This is a genomic window from Streptomyces sp. NPDC020489 (assembly GCF_044386545.1).
Classification (GTDB): Bacteria; Actinomycetota; Actinomycetes; order Streptomycetales; family Streptomycetaceae; genus Streptomyces.
In genome coordinates this window covers 133,990-154,206 of record NZ_JBIRUZ010000003.1, presented here as the reverse complement: position 1 = coordinate 154,206, position 20,217 = coordinate 133,990, and the positions used below count along the sequence as shown (strand labels likewise).

Below are 20,217 nucleotides of genomic sequence, written 5' to 3'. Positions count from 1 at the left end.
TCCCGGTCCCCGGGACAACCGTGCACAGGGGTGCCGTCGTCCTACCGTGCGTGTGTAGCTTGGGCGACGGTCTGAGACCCTGATGGGGCTGAGCAGTATCTCTTGACACCGGAAGGACGGTCGTGCACATCGTCATCATGGGCTGCGGCAGAGTGGGTTCCGCTCTCGCCCAGACCCTGGAGCAACAGGGGCACACGGTCGCCGTGATCGACCAGGACCCCACCGCCTTCCGACGACTGGGCTCCGGCTTCGGAGGCCGGCGCGTCACCGGGGTCGGCTTCGACCAGGACACCCTGCGCGAGGCGGGCATCGAGGAGGCCGGCGCCTTCGCCGCCGTCTCCAGCGGTGACAACTCCAACATCATCGCCGCCCGGGTGGCCCGCGAGATGTTCGGCATCGAGAACGTCGCGGCCCGGATCTACGACCCCCGGCGCGCCGAGGTCTACCAGCGCCTGGGCATCCCGACGGTCGCCACGGTCCGCTGGACCGCCGACCAGATGCTGCGCCGGCTGCTGCCGTCCGGCGCCGAGCCGCTGTGGCGCGACCCCACCGGGGGCGTCCAGCTGGCCGAGGTGCACGCCTCCGCCTCCTGGGTGGGCCAGCGGATCAGCCGCCTCCAGGAGGAGACCGGCGTGCGCGTGGCGTTCCTGACCCGGCTCGGCGAAGCGATCCTGCCCAGCTCGCAGACGGTGCTGCAGGAGGGCGACCTGGTGCACGTGATGATGCGCACCGACGAGGTCGACAAGGTCGAGGCGGCGTTCGCCAAGGGTCCCGAAGAGGAGAGCGGTCACTGATGAGGGTCGCCATTGCCGGTGCCGGTGCGGTGGGCCGCTCGATCGCGGGCGAACTGCTGGAGAACGGCCACGAGGTCCTGCTCGTCGACAAGGCGCCGACCGCCATCTCGGTCGAGCGGGTCCCCCAGGCGGAGTGGCTGCTGGCCGACGCCTGTGAGATCACGTCCCTGGACGAGGCGGCGCTCCAGCGCTGCAACGTCGTGATCGCCGCGACGGGCGACGACAAGGTGAACCTGGTCGTCTCCCTGCTCGCGAAGACGGAGTACGGCGTCCCGCGGGTCGTCGCCCGGGTGAACAACCCCAAGAACGAGTGGCTCTTCAACGAGTCCTGGGGCGTGGACGTCGCCGTCTCGACGCCCCGCCTGATGTCGGCCCTGGTCGAGGAGGCGGTGAGCGTCGGCGACCTGGTCCGCCTGCTGCGCTTCAGCCACGGCGACGCCAACCTGGTCGAGCTGACCCTGCCCGAGGAGTCGGCGCTGGCCGGCACCCAGGTCGGCGACGTGGAGTGGCCGGAGGACACCTCCCTGGTGACGATCATCCGCGGCACCCGCGTGCTGACCCCGACCCGGGACGACTCCCTGGAGGCCGGCGACGAGCTGCTGTTCGTGGCCGCCCCGGCCCGCGAGGAGCAGCTGGAGGACCTGCTGTCGGTGCGCCGGGACGAAGCCTCCTAGACGCCTGGACGGTACGACGACGGGGCGCCCCGAGTGACTCGGGGCGCCCCGTCGGTCGTCGTGCGGGTGGCTACGCCTCGCGCCGGTGCCGGGCGCCGGTCGTCTCGCCGTGCTCCGCGGACAGGGCCGCCTTGCGCTCCTCCTCGGCCTTCTCCTCGGCCTCCATCTCCGCGAAGACGTCGATGGGCGCGGGCGCCTTGGCCAGGAAGACCCAGGTCAGCCAGACGGCGAGCAGGAAGGGCGGGATCTTCAGCCCCACCAGGACCCAGCCGAGCTGGGTGGTGTCGGCCCACCAGTACAGCGGGAAGAGGATCGCGCACTTGGCGAGCAGGATCGCGCCCCAGGCGTAACTGGCCTTGGCGTACGCCTTCTTGCGGCCCGGGTTGCGGGTGCGCCAGGAGAGGTTCTCCTTGAAGACCGGGCCGAGGATCAGCCCGAGCAGCGGGACTCCGCACAGGGTCGTGATGATGTACGCCAGGGCGAGGCCCAGGGTGTACAGCATGCCGGGCAGGTAGAAGTCCTTCGCGTTGCCGGTCATCATCGCGAAGACGACGCCGAAGGCGACGCCGAAGACACCGCTGAAGGCGTGCTTGACCGTGTCCTTCGTCACCAGGCGGACCACGACCAGGACCAGCGACACCGCGAGCGCGGCGATCGCGGACAGGTGCAGGTCCTTGTTGATCGTGTAGATCGTGACGAAGAGGAGGCCGGGCAGCACCGTCTCGACCATGCCCCGCAGGCCGCCGAAGGCCTCGAACAGCGCGGCCTCGGTCACCGCCCGGGCGTCGTGCTGATCGGTCTCTTCGGTCGGCTTGTCGAGCGACGTCACCGGCTACTCCCTACCGAGGGGTCTCAGTTCGTACTTCGGGTTGAACAGCACCCGGCGGCCCCGGCTCATCGAGATCCGGCCCGATGCGATCAGCTTGCGCCCCGGTTCGATCCCCACGATGGAGCGCCTGCCGAGCCACACCACGTCCAGCGCGGCGGAGCCGTCGAACAGCTCGGCCTCCAGCGCCGGGACACCCGCCCTCGGGCGCAGCGTGACCGTGCGCAAGGTACCAGTAACGGTCACGATCTGTCGGTCGTGGCAGTCACCGATACGGATGCAGCCCGCGGTCTCGGCGTCCTCCCGCAGCTCCTCCGACTCCAGGTCCTCCTGGGACGAGGAAAGCCGGTCGAGCATGCGCCGGAACCGGCCCACCGGCTTCTCGGAACGCGGAACAGCACTCATATGGGAAGCGTACCGGGGTGCACTGACACCTACGTACCCGCGGTGCCGGCCCTCGAACCGGTAGCCCGTCCCAGGCCCGGTGATGCCGCATCCCCCCAGCAGCTCAGCTCTCGAACCGATAGCCCATACCCGGCTCCGTGATGAAGTGCCGCGGATGCGAGGGGTCCGCCTCCAGCTTTCTGCGCAGTTGTGCCATGTACACGCGCAGGTAGTTCGTCTCCGTCCCGTACGACGGCCCCCACACCTCCCGCAGGAGCTGCTTCTGGCTGACGAGACGGCCGGTGTTGCGCACCAGCACCTCCAGCAGATGCCACTCGGTGGGTGTCAGCCGCACGTCCTTGCCGCCGCGGTTCACCTTCTTCGCGGCGAGGTCGACGGTGAACGTCTCGGTCTCCACCGTGGTCACCTCGTCCTCGCCGGGACCGACCGGTTCGGCCCGCCGGACCGCCGCCCGCAGCCGGGCCAGCAGTTCGTCCATGCCGAAAGGCTTGGTGACGTAGTCGTCGGCGCCCGCGTCGAGGGCCTCGACCTTCTCGTCGGAGGAGTGCCGGGCGGACAGCACCAGGATCGGCACCCGGGTCCAGCCGCGCAGCCCCCGGATGACCTCGACGCCGTCCATGTCGGGCAGGCCCAGGTCGAGGACGACGACGTCAGGGTGGCGGGCGGCGGCGAGCTTGAGGGCGGTGGCGCCGTCGTGGGCCGCGTCGACCTCGTATTTGCGGGCCTTGAGGTTGATCACGAGGGCGCGCACGATCTGCGGCTCGTCCTCGATCACGAGCACCCTCGTGGGGGTCCGGGGGGTCCCCCCGGTCAGGCTCGCCATGTGGCCTGCCTCTCGGGTCGTACGTCGGTTTCCGGTCCGGGCCGCGTTCCCGCCGCCCGGAGTGTCAGCACCATGGTCAGGCCACCGCCGGGGGTGTCCTCGGCGTTCAGTGTGCCGCCCATCGCCTCCGCGAAGCCCCGGGCGACCGCGAGGCCGAGCCCGACCCCGGCGCCGCGCGGGGCGTCGCCGTACCGCTGGAAGGGCGCGAAGATGCGGTCCTTGGCCTCGTCGGGGACGCCGGGGCCGCGGTCGACCACCCGGACCTCGACGCGTTCGGCGATGGCGCTGGCGGCCACCAGGACGGCCCGGCCGGGCGGACTGTACTTGACGGCGTTCTCGACGAGGTTGGCCATGGCGCGCTCCAGGAGCCCCGCGTCCACGGCGACCATGGGCAGCGACTCGGGGACGTCGAGCTCCACGCTGCCCTCGGGCACCCCGCCGAGCGCCATCGGCGCCACCTCGTCGAGGTCGGTCTCGCGGATCAGGGGGGTGACGGTGCCGGTCTGGAGCCGGGACATGTCGAGCAGGTTCCCCACCAGGTGGTCGAGCCGGTCGGCGCCCTCCTCGATGCCCTGGAGCAGCTCGGCCCGGTCCTCCTCGGACCACGCCACGTCGTCGGAGCGCAGGGAGGACACCGCCGCCTTGATCCCGGCCAGCGGGGTGCGCAGGTCATGGCTGACGGCGGCCAGCAGGGCGGTCCTGATCCGGTTGCCCTCGGCGAGCGTGCGGGCCTGGTCGGCCTCCTCCCGCAGCCGTCGCCGGTCCAGTGCGACGGCGGCCTGCGCGGCGAACGCGGCCAGCACCCGGCGGTCCTCGGCGGGCAGCACCCGGCCGGTCAGGGCCAGCGCCAGGTGGTCGCCGACCGGGACCTCGACGTCCGCCTCCTCGGGCCGCTCCACCGGGCGCCCCGCCCCGGCCCGGCCCGCGCACGTCCAGGGCTCGACGTCGCTCGCCCGCTCCAGCAGGGCCGCCGACTCCATCGCGAAGGTCTCCCGGACCCGTTCCAGGAGTTCCTCCAGGGAGGTCTCGCCGCGCAGCACGTTGCCGGCGAGGAAGGAGAGGATCTCGGACTCGGCCCGCAGCCGGGCGGCCTGGTGGGTGCGCCGGGCGGCGAGGTCGACCACGGAGGCGACGGAGACCCCGACGCCCACGAAGATCGCGATGCCGACGATGTTCTTCGGGTCGGCGATGGTCCAGTGGTGCAGGGGCGGGGTGTAGAAGTAGTTCAGCAGCAGGGAGCCGACCGCGGCCGAGGCCAGCGCGGGCAGCAGTCCGCCGAGCAGGGCGGCGGCCACCGTCGTGGTCAGGAACAGCAGCATGTCGTTGGCGAGGCCGAGGTCGACGGTGGTGAGCAGCAGGGCCATCACCGCCGGTCCGGCCACCCCCACCGCCCAGCCCCAGAGGATCCGGGCCCGTCCGAGCCGGGCGCCCCGGGCGACGGGCAGTCCGCGTCCCTTGGCGACCTCGTCGTGGGTGACGATGTGGACGTCCAGGTCGGGCCCCGACTCGCGGGCGACGGTGGTGCCGACGCCGGGCCCGAAGACGTACTGCCAGGTCTTGCGGCGGGAGGAGCCGAGGACGATCTGGGTGGCGTTGGCGCCGCGGGCGAAGTCGAGGAGGGCGGCGGGTATGTCGTCGCCGACGACGTGGTGGAAGGTGCCGCCGAGGTCCTCCACGAGGGTGCGCTGGTCGGCGAGTTCCTTGGGCGAGGCCGAGGTCAGCCCGTCGCTGCGGGCTATGTAGACGGCCAGCACCTCCCCGCCGGCGCCCTTCTCCGCGAGCCGGGCGGCGCGCCGGATCAGCGTCCGCCCCTCGGGGCCCCCGGTCAGCCCGACGACGATCCGTTCCCGGGAACCCCAGATCCTCGAGACCCGGTGCTCGCTGCGGTACTGCTTCAGGTGCTCGTCGACGCGGTCGGCGACCCACAGCAGTGCCAGCTCCCGCAGGGCGGTGAGGTTGCCGGGCCGGAAGTAGTTCGACAGGGCCGCGTCGACCTTGTCCGACTGGTAGACGTTGCCGTGCGCCATCCGCCGCCGCAGCGCCTGGGGCGCCATGTCGACCAGCTCGACCTGGTCGGCCCGCCGCACGACCTCGTCGGGGACGGTCTCCCGCTGCCGTACGCCCGTGATCGACTCGACGACGTCCCCCAGCGACTCCAGGTGCTGGATGTTGACCGTGGAGACGACGTCGATCCCGGCGGCCAGCAGTTCCTCGACGTCCTGCCAGCGCTTGGCGTTGCGGGAGCCGGGGACATTGGTGTGGGCGAGTTCGTCCACCAGGGCGACGGCGGGGGCGCGGCGCAGGACGGCGTCCACGTCCATCTCGGTGAAGACGGCGCCCCGGTACTCCAGCTCCCGGCGCGGGATCCGCTCCAGACCGTGCAGCATCACCTCGGTGCGGGGCCGTCCGTGGTGCTCGACGAACGCCACCACGCAGTCGGTGCCCCGCTCGACGCGCCGGTGTCCCTCGGAGAGCATCGCGTAGGTCTTGCCGACGCCCGGTGCCGCCCCGAGGTAGATCCGAAGTCTGCCGCGTCCCATGGTTCTCATTGTCTTTCCGGTGACCACTGCCTGCGCAGCGTCGACCTTACGACCCGTGACCGCGGCGAAGGAGGCCAGGACGCCCCGCCGAGCCCGACCTTGACGCAACCCTGACGGCGGGGTCCGCGGCCCTTGCCGGCTCAGCCCTCGACGATCTCCCCGTCGCTCAGCTCCAGCACGCGGTCGGCCAGGTCCAGCAGGGTCGCGTCGTGCGTGGCGACCAGCGCGGTGACGTTCTCGCTGTGGACGACGGCCCGCAGCAGCTCCATGACGGCGTGCCCGGTCTCGGCGTCGAGCTGGCCGGTCGGCTCGTCGGCGATGAGCAGCGCGGGGCTGTTGGCGAGGGCGCGGGCGATGGCGACCCGCTGCTGCTGGCCGCCGGACAGTTCGGTGGGCCGCTGCGCCGCGTGGTCGGCGAGGCCCACCAGGGACAGCAGCAGCTCGACGCGCTCCTCACGCGCGCGTACCTCGGCGCGGCGCAGCCGCAGGGGGACGCCGACGTTCTCGGCGGCGGTGAGGATCGGGATCAGCCCGAAGGACTGGAAGACGAACCCGATGCTGTCCCGGCGCAGGGCCAGCAGCCCGTCTTCGTCGAGCCCGGCGAGGTCCTGCCCGGCGACCTCGACCCGCCCCTGGTCCGGGCTGTCGAGTCCGCCGACGATGTTCAGCAGGGTCGTCTTCCCGGACCCCGACCGCCCCTTGAGGGCGACGAGTTCCCCGCGCGGCACCTCCAGGGAGACCCCGCGCAGGGCGTGGACGACGCCGGCGCCCCGCCCGAAGGACTTGTGGACGTCGTGGACCCGCACCATGGTCTCGGTGACCACCTGGTTCATGAGCCCCTCCCCCGTGAAGACCGGGCGCCAGTATCCCCACCGGACGCCCGGTCGATCAACGGTCTCAGCTCGGGTTGTCCCCGTGGGTCAGGGTCTCCCAGGCCACGAAGAGGTTGTTGCTGCCGGCCGGGCGGTTGCGCTCGGTCAGCGTCTGGGTGTTGGACATGGCGATCCCGAGCCGGTGGTGCAGGGCGTTGTACCCGACCTCGGTGACCGGCCCGAGCCCGAGGTGCAGGGACCCGCCGCACAGCCAGCTCGGGACGGCCGTGCCCAGCTCGTACTTGGCCTGGAACCCGAGCGCGTGGCGCAGCCGCTCGCCCACGTCGGTGCCGTAGAGGTCCTGCCCCTGGATCCGGCTGGTCTCGGCGATGTGCGAGATGGCGGAGATGCCGTACCCGGTGTGCGTGAGGTCGCGGCAGGTCTCCTGGGTCAGGCCGGTGACGAAGGTGGTCTGCCCCTGCCAGTACCGGACGATCTTGTCCCGGGTGTCGAGGTTCTGGCCCGGCACGGTCTTCGGCAGCTCGCCGTCGGAGGCGAGGTAGACGTAGGCCGCGGTGCGGGTGCGGAACGTGGCCATGGCCTTGTCGTACGACGCCTTGTCGTCGAGGAAGACGGAGATGCCGACGGCGGCCTCCATCATCGACAGCTCCCAGTTGCCGTTGGAGTGGGAGCCGTTGATGACCTCGGGCAGGTAGACGGTGCGGAGCATGGTCGCGAAGCGTCCTGCGTTCGCCCAGCCGCCGGTGTACGTGTGCTTGATGATCTCGGCGGCCTTCGGCCAGGAGGACCCGGCCCAGCCGGTCTGGAGGGGGGCGTTGCTGTTGGTGTGGTCGGTGATGACCGCCGACCAGGCGTCCATCAGCTGGATCGACTTCTTCGCGTAGCGCTCGTCGCGGGTGATGTACCAGGCCAGGGCCTGGGTGTACGCCGCTATGGCGTCCTCGCGCTCGTCGGTGCAGCCGTAGTTGGGGTTGGAGTAGGAGCCGCACTCGACGACCGCGCGCGGCTTGGGCGTGCGGTTCAGGTCGGCGTACTTGCTCGCCATCATCGAGTCGAAGGCGCCCTTCCAGGGCTGGGCGCCGGCGTTGACCTTGCTACGGGTGAAGTCCAACTGCCCCTGGGAGACGGTGACTCCGGGGTGGGCGAAGGCGGCGGGGGCGGCGGGGGCGGTCTCGGCCGACCAGGTGAGGGTGCCGGCGACGAGGGCGGCCACGGCGGTGAGGAGAGCGGTTCTGCGCATGCGTGGGGGGCCTTCCGTTCTCGTATGTGAACGTTAAGCGCCTTTATGAACAGAGGCGTTGGGCGGAGACGGTAGGTACAGACCAATGCGCCGTCAAGAGTCCGCGCACGCGAAAAGGGCCGCACCCCCACGCGGGATGCGGCCCTCTCGTACGTCTGGCTACCGGACCTCGGTGATCTCCGGACCGCGCTGGAGCTGGCCCATGCCGCCGGAGAAGCGGGAGCCTTCCTCCTCCTGCTGCTGCACGCCCTCGGGGACCATCTGGGCGTCGTTGGGCAGCTTGAGGACGATCGGGTCGCGGGGTGCCATCGGGCCCTCGCCGCGGACCACGACCGTGTCCCGGAAGATCTGCTCCAGCAGACCCGCGGCCTGCGGCTGCACCGCGCCCTGACCCGAGATCACACCGCGCAGGAACCAGCGCGGACCGTCCACACCGACGAACCGCACGACCTGGAAGCCGCCCGTGCCGTCCGGCAGCTGCACCGGCACCTGGGCCCTGAGCTCCCAGCCCAGCGGACCCTCGACCTCGTCGACGATGCCGCCCTGCTGGGTGATGCCGGTGGCGATCTCCTCGCGCACCTCGCCCCAGATGCCCTCGCGCTTGGGCGCGGCGAAGGCCTGCAGCTGGATCGCGCTGTCGCGCAGCACCACGGTGGCCGCGACGATCGCGTCGCCCGCGACCTCGACCCGCAGCTCCATGCCGTCCACGCCGGGCACGAAGAGGCCGCCCAGGTCCACCCGGCCCTCGGCGGGGTCGCGCACCTCGGTGTCGTCCCAGGGCCCGTCGGGCCGCGGCTCGGGCTCGAGCCTCACGCGCCGACGCGCGCCGTCCTCGTCGTCCGCCTCAGCGTCGACACTGTCGACGACCTGCTCGGCCTCGCCGGCCGCGTCGTCGGCGGCACCCGTCTTCTTGCGACGTCCGAACACGTCACTGTCCTTCCCGGTCGGATACGACCGATGCGTATCGATTCCCACCCGCCCGGCCGCCGTCGGCGGCCTGACCGTTCGTGCTGCTTGCCCCGGCCACCGCGGCATGGCCTCCGGTGGACCCGAAGCCCCCTTCGGCCCGCGCCGAGTCGGGAAGCTCCGCGACCTCCTGGAAGCGGACCCGCTCGACCTGCTGGACGACCAGTTGGGCGATCCGGTCGAAGCGCTCGAACCGCACCGACTCGCGCGGGTCGAGATTCACCACGATCACCTTGATCTCCCCACGGTACCCGGCATCAACCGTCCCCGGGGCATTCACGAGAGCGACACCGCAGCGGGCGGCGAGGCCGGATCGAGGGTGCACGAAGGCCGCGTACCCCTCCGGGAGCGCGACAGACACCCCCGTGGGCAGCACGGCCCGTTCACCCGGCTTCAGTTCACACCCCTCGGTGGTGCGCAGATCGGCTCCCGCGTCACCGGGGTGCGCGTACGACGGAAGCGGTACGTCGGGGTCGACGCGCCGGATCAGCACGCTCAGGGGTTCACGGCTCACGGGTTCACCTCGAAGGCACGGGCACGCCGGACCTGGTCCGGGTCGTCCATGGCGGCCCGGATCTCCTCCGGGCGGCCGTTGTCGATGAAGTGGTCGACCTTGACCTCGATGAAGAGCGCCTCGGCACGGACGGCGACGGGCCCCTCGGGACCGCCGATCCGTCCGGTGGCGGTCGAGTAGATCTTCCGCCCGGCGACGGCCGTCACCTCGGCCTCCAGGTACAGCACCGTGCCCACCGGTACGGGCCGGACGAAGTCGGTCTCCAGCCGTCCGGTCACCGCGATGGTGCGCAGCAGCCAGTTCAGCGAGCCGAGCGTCTCGTCGAGGGCGGTCGCGAGCACGCCGCCGTGCGCGAGCCCGGGGGCGCCCTGGTGGGCGGCGCGCACGGTGAACTCGGCGGTGACCGAGACGCCTTCGCCGGCCCTGGCCGCCAGGTGCAGCCCGTGGGCCTGCTCACCGCCGCAGCCGAAGCACTGGCCGTAGTGCGCGCCGAGGAGCTCGCCGGGGGCGGGCGCGTCGGGGTGACGCACCGGCGGCGCGGCGTCGGCGGGAGGCTGAAGAGCTGCGGAACTACCACTCACAGCCGCAGACCTTACCCGCCCGCCCGTCCCCCTCCGCCACCCTGCCGGACAGCGCTCCGCGTCGGCTCCCCCTGACAGCGGCCCCGGGCCGGCACCGTGCCAAGCTTGGTCTCATGCAGCTCTCCGCCACCCCCTACGAAGAACGCCTGACCGCCCCCCGCTCGTGGTGGCTGATCTCGTTCCTGGTGGGGGTCTCCTGCGCCCTGATCCTGCTGCCGTTCGGCACCCTGCCGCTGCTCGGCGGCCTGGTCGGCGGCACCGCGGTCGCGGCCGTCTGCGCCAGCTCCTACGGCTCGCTCCGCATCCGCGTGGTGGGCGGCTCCCTGATCGCCGGCGAGGCGAAGATCCCGGTCACGGCGCTGGGCGCGACGGAGGTGCTGGACGCGGAGGAGGCGCGCGCCTGGCGCACGCACAAGGCCGACACCCGCGCCTTCCTGCTGCTGCGGTCCTACATCCCCACGGCTCTGCGCGTGGAGGTCACCGACCCCGAGGACCCGACGCCGTACCTGTACCTGTCGACGCGCGAGCCGCAGCGGCTGGCGGACGCGATCAAGCAGGCACGGGACGCCGCCTAGAACTTTCGCGCGAGGTTTCACCCCGGCCCCTGACGCGAGGCGTCACCCCGGCCCCTGACCGGGCGTGGGAGTCCGCGTGGAGGTCCGGGAGGGGGCGGCGCGACCTCGCACGAGGGCCGGACTCTCACGCAACTCTTACCGGGTCCCGCGGCCCTCCCCGGGGTCGCGCCCCTCGCCGTGGCCCCACCCCAGCTCCTTCGCGATGTCCTCGATCGCCAGCGGGTCCGCGGGGGCCTCGAGCGGCGGGAGCGCGTCGAGCGCGCCCCAGGGCACCTGGACCTTCCGCAGGTCCGCGCGGATGCGTGCCGCGAGCTTCTTGGTGTCCCGGCGGTTCATGACCGCGCCCACGGCCGCGCCGACCATGAACGGCATGAGGTTGGGCAGGTTCCGGACCGTCCGCTTCATGATCTGCTGCCGCATCTGCTGCTTCATGTGGCCGCCGAGCGCGGAGTTGATCGTCGACGGCTTGGTCACGTCGATGCCGCGCTCTCCCGACCAGGAGTTCAGGTACGCGGTGCTGCGTTCCTTGAGGCTGCCGGGCGGTCGTACGCCGTAGACCTCGTGGAGTTCGGCGATGAGCTTGAGCTCGATCGCCGCGACCCCGGTGATCTCCGCGGCCAGTTCGGCCGGCATCGCCGGCGGGACGGGCATCATCGCGGCCGCGCCGACCCCGGCGCCGACCGTCGAGGAGGCGTTCGCCGCGCCCGCCACGAGCTTGTCGGCGAGCTGCTCGGGTCCGAGGCCCGGGAACTGCCTGCGGAGCGTGGAGAGGTCGCGTACGGGGATCCGCGGGGCGATGTCGATGATCCGGTCGGCGAGGTACGCCAGGCCTGCCCTGGCGCGGCTGCCGCCTCGGCGGACGCCTTCCCCGACCTTGTCCCGCATCACCGCGACCCGCCGCCGGGCGACGGGCGCGGGATGGTCCGCGGGCGCCGGGAGGTCCCCCCGGCCCGCCGCGGGTTCGAGCGAGGCTCCCGTACCGGATGAGCCCCGCTCGTCGTCACGCGCGCCTTGAGAGCCGTCGGACGGCCCTTGGTCCGCTCCCCTCGGGTGGGAGCGGCGCTTCCAGGGAGGGGTCGAGCCAGTCACGGCCGACCCGCCCTCAGTCGCAGTCGCGGCAGATCGGCTGACCGTTCTTCTCCCTGGCCAGCTGACTGCGGTGGTGCACCAGGAAGCAGCTCATGCAGGTGAACTCGTCCTGCTGCTTGGGCAGCACCCGGACGGCCAACTCCTCGTTCGAGAGGTCCGCGCCGGGCAGCTCCAGGCCTTCGGCGGCCTCGAACTCGTCGACGTCCACGGCGGACGTCGACTTGTCGTTCCTCCTGGCCTTCAGCTCTTCAAGACTGTCCGAGTCGACGTCGTCGTCGGTCTTGCGTGGGGTGTCGTAATCCGTTGCCATGTCGCTCTCCCCCTCTGGGTGTCTGCGGTGTCTCCAGCGCACGTAACGCGTGAGAGGCCGGACTTGTGCCCGACCCGAGGCGGAGATTTTGCCTCACATCAAGGTCTGTTACTCAATCGACACCCAACCGGACTCCTCTTGAGTGATCGGCTGGGATGGCGATGGGGACCGTACACGGTCCGAATGCCGCACTTCAAAGGCGTCTCACCGTGTACTTCCCGTGATCAAGGCCCCCGAAAACCCGGACGTTCCCGGCTTTCCGGCAGCATTCTTGATCACCGACAGTAGATGGCCTGAAATTCGCCCTTGTGATCGATCACACATGGGGCGGCTCGACGAGTGCCCAGAAAATTCCGCGCAAAGCGAACATCCCCGTTGTGTCGGCGACATGATCTCAGATCGGCAGGGTGACCCGCATCACGAGTCCTCCTCCCTCTCGCGGCTGTGCGTAGATGTGCCCGCCGTGCGCCCGGGCGACCGAGCGGACGATGGACAGACCCAGCCCGACACCCTTGTCGCTGCCGGTGCGATCGGCCCCCCGCAGCCGCTTGAACGGCTCGAAGAGGTTGTCGATCTCGTACGCCGGCACGACCGGGCCCGTGTTGGACACCACCAGGACCGCCTGCCCGTGCTTCACCTCGGTGGTGACCTCCACCCAGCCGCCCTCCAGCACGTTGTACCGCACGGCGTTCTGGACGAGGTTCAGCGCGATCCGCTCCAGCAGGACGCCGTTGCCCTGCACCACGGCCGGTTTCCGCTCGCCGCGGATCTCCACGCCCTTGGCCGCCGCCTCGCCGTGCACCTGGTCGACGGCCTGCCCGGCGACCTCGGCGAGGTCCACGGGCTTGCGCTCGACGATCTGGTTGTCGCTGCGGGCGAGCAGCAGCAGGCCCTCCACGAGCTGCTCACTGCGCTCGTTGGTGGCCAGCAGCGTCTTGCCGAGCTGCTGGAGCTCCACCGGCGCCCCCGGGTCGGAGAGGTGCACCTCCAGCAGCGTGCGGTTGATGGCCAGCGGCGTCCGCAGCTCGTGCGAGGCGTTGCCGACGAAGCGCTGCTGGGCGGTGAAGGCCCGCTCCAGGCGCTCCAGCATCTCGTCGAAGGTGTCGGCCAGCTCCTTCAGCTCGTCGTCCGGGCCGTCCAGCTCGATCCGCCGGGCCAGGTCGGAACCGGCCACCGCGCGCGCGGTCCGGGTGATCCGGCCGAGCGGGGACAGGACGCGGCCCGCCATGGCGTAGCCGAAGGCGAACGCGATGATCGCGAGCCCGAGGAGGGCGAGCAGGGACCGGCTGAGGAGGTCGTCCAGCGCGTGGTTGCGCTGGGCGGCGTCGCACTGCTTGAGGAAGTCGTTGAACTGGTTCTGCGTGGTGGCGGTGTCCAGCTGGGGACAGGTGGAGCTGGTTATGTCGAGATTGCTGCCGGTCACCTGGAAGGACTGGCCGCTGCCGTCGTGGAGGGCCTGTGCGGCCAGCAGGTAGATGATCGACAGCAGCAGGATGCCGGCGATCAGGAACATTCCGCCGTACAGCAGCGTCAGCCGTATGCGGATGGTGGGGCGCAGCCAGGGGAACGGGGGTTCCGGCCGCCGTGGGTCCCAGGTGGGCTTGGGGGGCGCCTGGGGCGGCGCGGGTGTCGCGGCCACGGCGATCAGATCCGGTAACCGGAGCCGGGCACGGTGACGATGACGGGCGGCTCGCCCAGCTTGCGGCGCAGGGTCATGACGGTCACCCGGACGACGTTGGTGAACGGGTCGGTGTTCTCGTCCCAGGCCTTCTCCAGGAGCTGCTCCGCGGAGACGACCGCGCCCTCGGAGCGCATCAGCACCTCCAGGACGGCGAACTCCTTCGGCGCGAGCTGCACCTCCTTGCCGTCGCGGAAGACCTCGCGGCGGTTCGGGTCGAGCTTGATGCCGGCGCGCTCCAGGACAGGCGGCAGCGGCACGCTGGTACGGCGGCCGAGGGCACGCACGCGTGCCGTCAGCTCGCTGAACGCGAAGGGCTTGGGCAGGTAGTCGTCGGCGCCGATCTCCAGGCCCTCGACGCGGTCGCTGACGTCGCCGGAGGCGGTGAGCATCAGCACGCGTGTGGGCATGCCGAGTTCGACGATCTTGCGGCAGACGTCGTCGCCGTGGACCAGCGGGAGGTCGCGGTCGAGGACGACCACGTCGTAGTCGTTGACGCCGATGCGCTCCAGGGCGGCCGCGCCGTCGTACACGACGTCGACGGCCATGGCCTCCCGGCGCAGTCCGGTGGCCACCGCATCGGCGAGCAGCTGCTCGTCCTCGACGACGAGTACGCGCACGTCGCTAGTCCTTCCTGTGTCCACCCGCGTAGCGCTCTGTGCGGGCACGCGGGTGGGGTGTCCTGGTGAGTGTCGGCCTCCATCCTGCCCTTTTCGGTCATAAGTCGGCTGTAAGTCGATGACGGGCCGTCTGAAGGGCAGGGGTGGGGCCGGGTGAAGGGCGGGTGTGCAGCCGGGGAATGCCAGATTTTCTCCTCCGGTTGAGGTTTCCGTGGAAGAGAGCGGGGGGAGGACGGCTTTACACCCCGCGATCACGCTCTGCATGTGCCGCAGCACCATGCGGTCCACCGCAATCCGCTTTCCGCAGAGCGGGGCGTGGGTGTCCGGCGCCGTCGCCGCCCAGCAGGGCAGCGCTGGGCATCTGCATCGAGGCGTGATCGCCCCTTCCGACGGCACACCCCCGTGCCACCGACCCACCGACCAGGACGAGGGGGCGCAGCATGGACGCATTCACCGCAGGACTTCTGCAGCGCATAAGGGCGACCGAGACCGACCTGACGCGGGCTCGCAACGAGGGCGACGACTTCCTCGTCGAGGTGGAACAGGGCGAGCTCGACGACCTGCGCCGCCTCGCCGCCGAACACGGTGTGGAGGTCGGCGCGTAGCGTCTGATCGTCAGTGAGCACGACAGCGGGCCCCGGTGAATCCAGCACCGGGGCCCGCTCGTGTGTGACGGCCATCGCCTCTCGGGCGGCCGGTCAGTCGTGCCAGGCGCCGAAGTCCTCCAGAAGGCGCTGGAGGGGCTCGAAGACGCCCGGGGTACCCGCGACCGCCAGATCCCGTGCGGGGCGCTCTCCGGGGCGGCCACCGGTCAGGGCGCCCGCCTCCCGCGCGATCAGGTCGCCCGCCGCCAGGTCCCAGGGGTTCAGACCGCGCTCGTAGCAGCCGTCCAGTCGGCCCGCCGCCACGTCGCACAGGTCCACGGCGGCCGAGCCGCTGCGGCGGATGTCGCGCAGGAGGGGGATCAGCTTCCGGGCGACCTCGGCCTGGTGGGCGCGGACCTCCTGGACGTAGTTGAAGCCCGTCGAGACCAGGGCCTGGTCCAGGGGCGGGGCGGGCCGGCACACCAGCCGGCGTTCGCCCTCCCACGCGCCCGTGGCCCAGGCTCCCTCGCCCTTCACCGCGTGGTAGGTCTCGCCGCGCATCGGGGCCGCCACGACTCCGACGACGGCTTCGCCGTTCTGCTCGGCGGCGATGGAGACGGCCCACGTAGGCAGTCCGTACAGGTAGTTGACCGTTCCGTCGAGCGGGTCGATCACCCAGCGGACACCGCTGGTGCCCTCGCTGGAGGCGCCCTCCTCGCCGAGGAAGCCGTCGTCGGGGCGGTGGGTGGAGATCAGGTCGGTGATCAGCTTCTCCGCCGCGATGTCCATCTCGGTGACCACGTCGATGGGGCTCGACTTGGTGGCGGCCACCGCCAGATCGGCCGGGCGGCCGTCCCGCAGGAGGTCGCCGGCCTTGCGGGCGGCCTCCTGGGCGAGCCGCAGCAGTTCGGTGTGCAGGGGGGAGGTGGGGGAGCTGGGAGAGGGCACTGAACTCCTCACGCGTAGGGGCTGTCGACGCCCGCGGCGGCGGGGCGGGGGGCCCGGGCCGGGCAGCAGCCGACCGGGCAGAGGTTGTGGCTCGCGCCGAGCGCGCCCAGGGCGCACGGGGTGACCTCCTGGCCCCGCTCGACCGCGGCACGCTCCAGGACCAGGTCGCGGACGGCCGCCGCGAACCGCGGGTCGGCGCCCACGGTGGCCGAGCGGCGCATCGGCAGGCCGAGCTCCTCCGCCTTGGCCCTGGCCTCGGTGTCGAGGTCGTAGAGGACCTCCATGTGGTCGGAGACGAAGCCGATGGGCGCGATCACGACCGCCGGGACGCCCGACGCGTGGCGCTCCTCCAGGTGGTCGCAGATGTCCGGCTCCAGCCACGGGATGTGCGGGGCGCCCGAACGGGACTGGTAGACCAGCTGCCAGGGGTGGTCCACTCCGGTGCGCTCGCGGACGGCGTCGGCGATCAGCCGCGCGACCTCCAGGTGCTGCCTGACGTACGCGCCGCCGTCGCCGTGGTCCTCCACCGGCCCGGAGGTGTCCGCCGAGGCGTTCGGGATCGAGTGGGTCGAGAAGGCGAGGTGGGCGCCGTCGCGGACGTCCTCGGGGAGGTCGGCGAGGGACTCGAGCACGCCCTCGATCATGGGCTCCAGGAAGCCCTCGTGGTTGAAGTAGTGCCGCAGCTTGTCGATCTTCGGCAGCTCCACGCCCTCGGCCTGGAGCGCCGCGAGCGAGTCGGCGAGGTTCTCGCGGTACTGGCGGCAGCCCGAGTACGAGGCGTACGCGCTCGTGGCGAGGACCAGGATGCGGCGACGGCCGTCGGCGACCATCTCGCGCAGGGTGTCCGTGAGGTACGGGGCCCAGTTGCGGTTGCCCCAGTACACGGGCAGGTCCAGGCCGTGATCGGCGAAGTCCTTGCGCAGGGCGTCCAGCAGGGCGCGGTTCTGGTCGTTGATGGGACTGACCCCGCCGAAGAGGAAGTAGTGCTGTCCGACCTCCTTGAGGCGTTCCTTGGGGATGCCGCGCCCGCGTGTCACGTTCTCCAGGAACGGGACCACGTCGTCCGGGCCCTCGGGGCCGCCGAAGGAGAGCAGGAGCAGGGCGTCGTAGGGGCTGGCGTCGCGCGCGTCTCGCATGGGTCGATCCTGTCATCCGGTACTGACAGCCGGAGAACGGCGGGGTCCGGGACCGAGTTCCGGATCTCGTCCAGCAGGTGCGTTAGGGTCACCTAACTCGTAAGCTGTATCCGCCGCATTCACGCCTTACTGGACTGTCGGCGCCCCCGTCGAGCCCGTCCAGACCGGAGACCGCCGTGCCGAGTCCCTACCTCGCCCTGTTCGCCGCCCCCGGCAGCAAGGGCTTCTCCGCCGCGGGGTTCCTCGGCCGGATGCCCCTGTCGATGATGGGCATCGGCGTGGTGACCATGGTGTCCCAGCTGACCGGACGGTACGGGCTGGCCGGGGCGCTGTCGGCCACCATGGCGCTGGCGGCCGCGGTGGCGGGGCCGCAGGTCTCCCGCCTGGTCGACCGGCACGGGCAGCGGCGGGTGCTGCGCCCGGTGACGCTGGTCGCGCTTCTCGCGGCGGCCGGGCTGCTGTTCGCCGCGCACTACGGGTGGCCGGACTGGACGCTGTACGTGTTCAGCGCGGGCATCGGGTGCGTGCCGAGCATCGGCGCGATGATCCGCGCGCGATGGGCGGCGCTGTACGCCGGAACGCCCCAGCTGCACACCGCGTACTCGTTCGAGTCGGTGATCGACGAGGTCTGCTTCATCTTCGGGCCGATCATCTCGATCGGGCTGTCGACGGCCTGGTTCCCGGAGGCGGGCCCGCTGCTCGCCGCCTGCTTCCTAGCGGTCGGTGTCTTCTGGCTGACGGCCCAGCGCGGCACCGAGCCCGCCCCGCACCCGCGCACCGGCCATGACGACGGCGGCAGTGCGCTGCGCTCCGCCGGGCTCCAGGTCCTCGTGGCCACCTTCGTGGCGACCGGCGCCATCTTCGGGGCCGTCGACGTGGTCACCGTGGCCTTCGCGGACGAGCAGGGCCACAAGGGCGCCGCGAGCATCGTGCTCGCCCTGTACGCCGCGGGTTCCTGCGTGGCCGGGCTGGTCTTCGGGCTGCTGCACTTCAAGGGGGCGCCCGAACCTCGCTGGCTGCTGGGCATCTGTGCGATGGCCGTGAGTATGATCCCCCTCCTACTGGTCGGGAACTTGCCGTTTCTGGCCGCGGCGCTGTTCGTAGCGGGCCTGGCCATCGCTCCCACGATGATCACCACGATGTCCCTGATCGAGCAGCACGTACCACGTGCGCAGCTGACCGAGGGCATGACCTGGATCAGTACCGGGCTCGCGGTCGGGGTCGCGCTCGGCTCCTCCGTGGCCGGGTGGGTCATCGACGCGGCCGGGGCGCGCGCGGGGTACGGGGTTCCGGCGGTGTCCGGGGCGGTCGCGGTCGCGGTCGGTTTCCTGGGGTACCGCCGGCTCAAACGGCCGGTTCCGCGTCGGGGAGGCACCGTTGAGCACCACAGTGAGCGGGAAGAACGGCACGTGGCGTAACTGGGGCGGGAACGTGTCCGCACGCCCCGCGCGGGAGGTGACTCCGGCCTCGGTCGAGGAGCTCGCGGACGCCGTGCGCAGGGCGGCCGAGGACGGGCTGAAGGTGAAGGCGGTCGGCACCGGGCATTCCTTCACCTCGATCGCCGCCACCGACGGCGTGTTGATCCGCCCTCAACTGTTGACCGGCATCCGCGACATCAACCGCGACGCCATGACGGTCACGGTGGAGGCGGGCACCCCGCTCAAGAGGCTCAACCTGGCGCTCGCGCGCGAGGGCCTGTCGCTCACGAACATGGGCGACATCATGGAGCAGACCGTCTCCGGGGCCACCAGCACCGGCACGCACGGCACCGGCCGTGAGTCGGGCTCGATCGCCGCCCAGATCAAAGGCCTGGAGCTGGTGACGGCCGACGGATCGGTGCTCGCCTGCTCCGAGAAGGAGAACCCGGAGGTCTTCGCGGCCGCGCGGATCGGCCTGGGCGCCCTCGGCGTCGTCACCGCGATCACCTTCGCCGTGGAGCCGGTCTTCCTGCTCACCGCGCGCGAGGAGCCGATGCCCCTCGACACGGTCCTCGCCGACTTCGACGAACTGTGGGCCGAGAACGAGCACTTCGAGTTCTACTGGTTCCCGCACACCGGCAGCACCACCACCAAGCGCAACAACCGCAGCGCGGGTCCGGAGCAGCCGGTACCGCAGTGGAAGGGCTGGATCGAGGACGAGTTCCTCTCCAACGGTGTCTTCCAGGTCGCCCAGTGGGTCGGCCGCGCGGTGCCCGCGACGATTCCCACGATCGCCCAGGTCTCCAGCAAGGCCCTGTCCTCACGGACCTACACGGACATCCCCTACAAGGTCTTCACCTCGCCCCGCCGGGTGCGCTTCGTGGAGATGGAGTACGCCGTCCCGCGCGAGGCGGTCGTCGAGACGCTGCGCGAACTGCGGACCATGGTCGAGCGTTCCGGCCTCAAGGTCAGCTTCCCGGTGGAGGTGCGCACCGCGCCGGCCGACGACATCACCCTGTCCACGGCATCGGGGCGCGACAGCGCGTACATCGCCGTCCACATGGTCAAGGGCACGCCGTACCACGCGTACTTCACCGCCGCCGAGCGCATCTTCACCGCGCACGAGGGCCGGCCGCACTGGGGCAAGCTGCACACGCGCGACGCCGAGTACTTCGCCGGGGTCTACCCCCGCTTCGGCGAGTTCACCGCGCTCCGGGACCGCCTTGACCCTGATCGCCGGTTCCAGAACGACTACTTGCGCAGGGTGTTGGGGTCGTAGCGTCGGAGGCGCCCGGGGTGGGGATCGGCGTGGCGGTCGTCCGAGGGGTTCGGCCGGTGTCGTCGCGCCGGGCGTCATGACACGCGAAGTGGGCGTGATCCGCACCGGACTTGGAGCGCGGCCTCGAACCCGGCCTCGGGGTCGTGGAGTTCTCGCCGGTCACGGCGCCGCCGGCCGCGGCAAGCCTGGCCGCTGCGGTCGGCGCCACCTGAGGGATGTTCAAGTCCGGCCATTTCCCTGCTATCAGGCTTTTCCGGCATACCGGCATCCACCCCCCTTTCCTGCTGCCGGCCAACCAACTGCACAAGAAAGGGACATACACGCGGAAGGGGCAGTTCCGTTTCTGGCGATTCCGTGAAGTACGCCACTTTCAAGATCCAGGAA

Annotated in this window: 21 protein-coding genes; 6 read left to right on the top strand and 15 right to left on the bottom strand. The window is 71.3% G+C overall.

The window, feature by feature from the left end:
* Positions 1-122 precede the first annotated feature (122 nt).
* Positions 123-794, top strand: coding sequence for an NAD-binding protein (locus ACH41F_RS07840; protein WP_391233736.1), 672 nt, complete (start codon positions 123-125; stop codon positions 792-794).
* Complete coding sequence (locus tag ACH41F_RS07835) at positions 794-1,468, top strand: NAD-binding protein (RefSeq protein ID WP_391233735.1); 675 nt, start codon at positions 794-796, stop codon at positions 1,466-1,468. Before ACH41F_RS07840 ends, ACH41F_RS07835 begins: the two co-directional genes overlap by 1 nt.
* A gap of 70 nt (positions 1,469-1,538) precedes the next feature.
* Here ACH41F_RS07835 and ACH41F_RS07830 read toward each other — a convergent pair whose 3' ends face one another.
* The 9 genes from ACH41F_RS07830 to ACH41F_RS07790 form a co-directional block, all read right to left on the bottom strand.
* Positions 1,539-2,297 (bottom strand): DUF3159 domain-containing protein, encoded by a 759-nt coding sequence (locus tag ACH41F_RS07830; RefSeq protein WP_391233734.1) that lies wholly within the window; start codon positions 2,295-2,297, stop codon positions 1,539-1,541.
* A gap of 3 nt (positions 2,298-2,300) precedes the next feature.
* The gene (locus ACH41F_RS07825) at positions 2,301-2,699 is read right to left on the bottom strand and encodes an OB-fold nucleic acid binding domain-containing protein (RefSeq protein WP_391233733.1); all 399 of its coding nucleotides are present in this window, start codon (positions 2,697-2,699) and stop codon (positions 2,301-2,303) included.
* A gap of 103 nt (positions 2,700-2,802) precedes the next feature.
* The gene (locus ACH41F_RS07820) at positions 2,803-3,522 is read right to left on the bottom strand and encodes a response regulator (protein WP_391233732.1); all 720 of its coding nucleotides are present in this window, start codon (positions 3,520-3,522) and stop codon (positions 2,803-2,805) included.
* Positions 3,510-6,062 carry an ATP-binding protein gene (locus ACH41F_RS07815; protein ID WP_398833800.1) on the bottom strand — a complete coding sequence of 851 codons (2,553 nt, stop codon included), beginning with the start codon at positions 6,060-6,062 and terminating at the stop codon, positions 3,510-3,512. The genes ACH41F_RS07820 and ACH41F_RS07815 overlap by 13 nt, the downstream gene beginning before the upstream one ends.
* A gap of 140 nt (positions 6,063-6,202) precedes the next feature.
* On the bottom strand, positions 6,203-6,895 hold the full coding sequence (locus ACH41F_RS07810; RefSeq protein WP_391233730.1) for an ATP-binding cassette domain-containing protein: 693 nt from the start codon (positions 6,893-6,895) through the stop codon (positions 6,203-6,205).
* Between the two features lie 64 nt (positions 6,896-6,959).
* On the bottom strand, positions 6,960-8,135 hold the full coding sequence (locus ACH41F_RS07805; protein WP_398833798.1) for an alginate lyase family protein: 1,176 nt from the start codon (positions 8,133-8,135) through the stop codon (positions 6,960-6,962).
* A gap of 159 nt (positions 8,136-8,294) precedes the next feature.
* Positions 8,295-9,062 (bottom strand): DUF3710 domain-containing protein, encoded by a 768-nt coding sequence (locus ACH41F_RS07800; RefSeq protein ID WP_391233728.1) that lies wholly within the window; start codon positions 9,060-9,062, stop codon positions 8,295-8,297.
* 1 nt (position 9,063) lies between these two features.
* Positions 9,064-9,615, bottom strand: coding sequence for a dUTP diphosphatase (gene dut / locus ACH41F_RS07795; RefSeq protein WP_398833795.1), 552 nt, complete (start codon positions 9,613-9,615; stop codon positions 9,064-9,066).
* Entirely contained in the window at positions 9,612-10,196 is a 585-nt protein-coding gene (locus ACH41F_RS07790; RefSeq protein WP_391233726.1) for a hotdog domain-containing protein, read from the bottom strand. The genes dut and ACH41F_RS07790 overlap by 4 nt, the downstream gene beginning before the upstream one ends.
* Before the next feature lie 113 nt (positions 10,197-10,309).
* On the opposite strand from ACH41F_RS07790, the gene ACH41F_RS07785 reads away from it, so the two are divergent.
* Positions 10,310-10,771, top strand: coding sequence for a DUF3093 domain-containing protein (locus ACH41F_RS07785; protein ID WP_398833793.1), 462 nt, complete (start codon positions 10,310-10,312; stop codon positions 10,769-10,771).
* 135 nt (positions 10,772-10,906) lie between these two features.
* Here the strand turns inward: ACH41F_RS07785 and ACH41F_RS07780 are convergent, their stop codons facing one another.
* The 4 genes from ACH41F_RS07780 to ACH41F_RS07765 all read right to left on the bottom strand — a co-directional run bounded on the left by ACH41F_RS07780 (position 10,907) and on the right by ACH41F_RS07765 (position 14,468).
* Complete coding sequence (locus tag ACH41F_RS07780) at positions 10,907-11,860, bottom strand: hypothetical protein (RefSeq protein ID WP_391233724.1); 954 nt, start codon at positions 11,858-11,860, stop codon at positions 10,907-10,909.
* Between the two features lie 13 nt (positions 11,861-11,873).
* A complete protein-coding gene (locus ACH41F_RS07775; RefSeq protein ID WP_005481602.1) occupies positions 11,874-12,170 on the bottom strand; it encodes a DUF4193 domain-containing protein in 297 nt (98 codons plus the stop codon).
* Between the two features lie 394 nt (positions 12,171-12,564).
* On the bottom strand, positions 12,565-13,809 hold the full coding sequence (locus ACH41F_RS07770; protein WP_391233723.1) for an ATP-binding protein: 1,245 nt from the start codon (positions 13,807-13,809) through the stop codon (positions 12,565-12,567).
* A gap of 5 nt (positions 13,810-13,814) precedes the next feature.
* Positions 13,815-14,468 (bottom strand): response regulator transcription factor, encoded by a 654-nt coding sequence (locus ACH41F_RS07765; protein WP_007385219.1) that lies wholly within the window; start codon positions 14,466-14,468, stop codon positions 13,815-13,817.
* Positions 14,469-14,908: 440 nt separating this feature from the next.
* Between ACH41F_RS07765 and ACH41F_RS07760 the strand changes: the two genes are divergently transcribed.
* A complete protein-coding gene (locus ACH41F_RS07760; protein ID WP_330263955.1) occupies positions 14,909-15,073 on the top strand; it encodes a hypothetical protein in 165 nt (54 codons plus the stop codon).
* Between the two features lie 93 nt (positions 15,074-15,166).
* Here the strand turns inward: ACH41F_RS07760 and ACH41F_RS07755 are convergent, their stop codons facing one another.
* Together ACH41F_RS07755 and ACH41F_RS07750 are read right to left on the bottom strand one after the other, a co-directional pair.
* Positions 15,167-16,000 carry an inositol monophosphatase family protein gene (locus ACH41F_RS07755; protein WP_398833789.1) on the bottom strand — a complete coding sequence of 278 codons (834 nt, stop codon included), beginning with the start codon at positions 15,998-16,000 and terminating at the stop codon, positions 15,167-15,169.
* 8 nt (positions 16,001-16,008) lie between these two features.
* On the bottom strand, positions 16,009-17,136 hold the full coding sequence (locus ACH41F_RS07750; RefSeq protein ID WP_391233721.1) for a ferrochelatase: 1,128 nt from the start codon (positions 17,134-17,136) through the stop codon (positions 16,009-16,011).
* A gap of 176 nt (positions 17,137-17,312) precedes the next feature.
* On the opposite strand from ACH41F_RS07750, the gene ACH41F_RS07745 reads away from it, so the two are divergent.
* The gene (locus ACH41F_RS07745; protein ID WP_391233720.1) at positions 17,313-18,554 is read left to right on the top strand and encodes an MFS transporter; all 1,242 of its coding nucleotides are present in this window, start codon (positions 17,313-17,315) and stop codon (positions 18,552-18,554) included.
* Positions 18,514-19,833 (top strand): D-arabinono-1,4-lactone oxidase, encoded by a 1,320-nt coding sequence (locus ACH41F_RS07740; protein WP_391233719.1) that lies wholly within the window; start codon positions 18,514-18,516, stop codon positions 19,831-19,833. Before ACH41F_RS07745 ends, ACH41F_RS07740 begins: the two co-directional genes overlap by 41 nt.
* Positions 19,834-20,217: the final 384 nt, after the last annotated feature.

Bases quoted from the DNA above. Each gene is read 5' to 3' on its own strand.
- ACH41F_RS07835 (WP_391233735.1), top strand. From the start codon at position 794: ATGAGGGTCGCCATTGCCGGTGCCGGTGCGGTGGGCCGCTCGATCGCG.
- ACH41F_RS07760 (WP_330263955.1), top strand. From the start codon at position 14,909: ATGGACGCATTCACCGCAGGACTTCTGCAGCGCATAAGGGCGACCGAG.
- ACH41F_RS07785 (WP_398833793.1), top strand. From the start codon at position 10,310: ATGCAGCTCTCCGCCACCCCCTACGAAGAACGCCTGACCGCCCCCCGC.
- ACH41F_RS07820 (WP_391233732.1), bottom strand. From the start codon at position 3,522: ATGGCGAGCCTGACCGGGGGGACCCCCCGGACCCCCACGAGGGTGCTC.
- ACH41F_RS07825 (WP_391233733.1), bottom strand. From the start codon at position 2,699: ATGAGTGCTGTTCCGCGTTCCGAGAAGCCGGTGGGCCGGTTCCGGCGC.
- ACH41F_RS07810 (WP_391233730.1), bottom strand. From the start codon at position 6,895: ATGAACCAGGTGGTCACCGAGACCATGGTGCGGGTCCACGACGTCCAC.
- ACH41F_RS07775 (WP_005481602.1), bottom strand. From the start codon at position 12,170: ATGGCAACGGATTACGACACCCCACGCAAGACCGACGACGACGTCGAC.
- ACH41F_RS07750 (WP_391233721.1), bottom strand. From the start codon at position 17,136: ATGCGAGACGCGCGCGACGCCAGCCCCTACGACGCCCTGCTCCTGCTC.
- ACH41F_RS07805 (WP_398833798.1), bottom strand. From the start codon at position 8,135: ATGCGCAGAACCGCTCTCCTCACCGCCGTGGCCGCCCTCGTCGCCGGC.
- ACH41F_RS07815 (WP_398833800.1), bottom strand. From the start codon at position 6,062: ATGGGACGCGGCAGACTTCGGATCTACCTCGGGGCGGCACCGGGCGTC.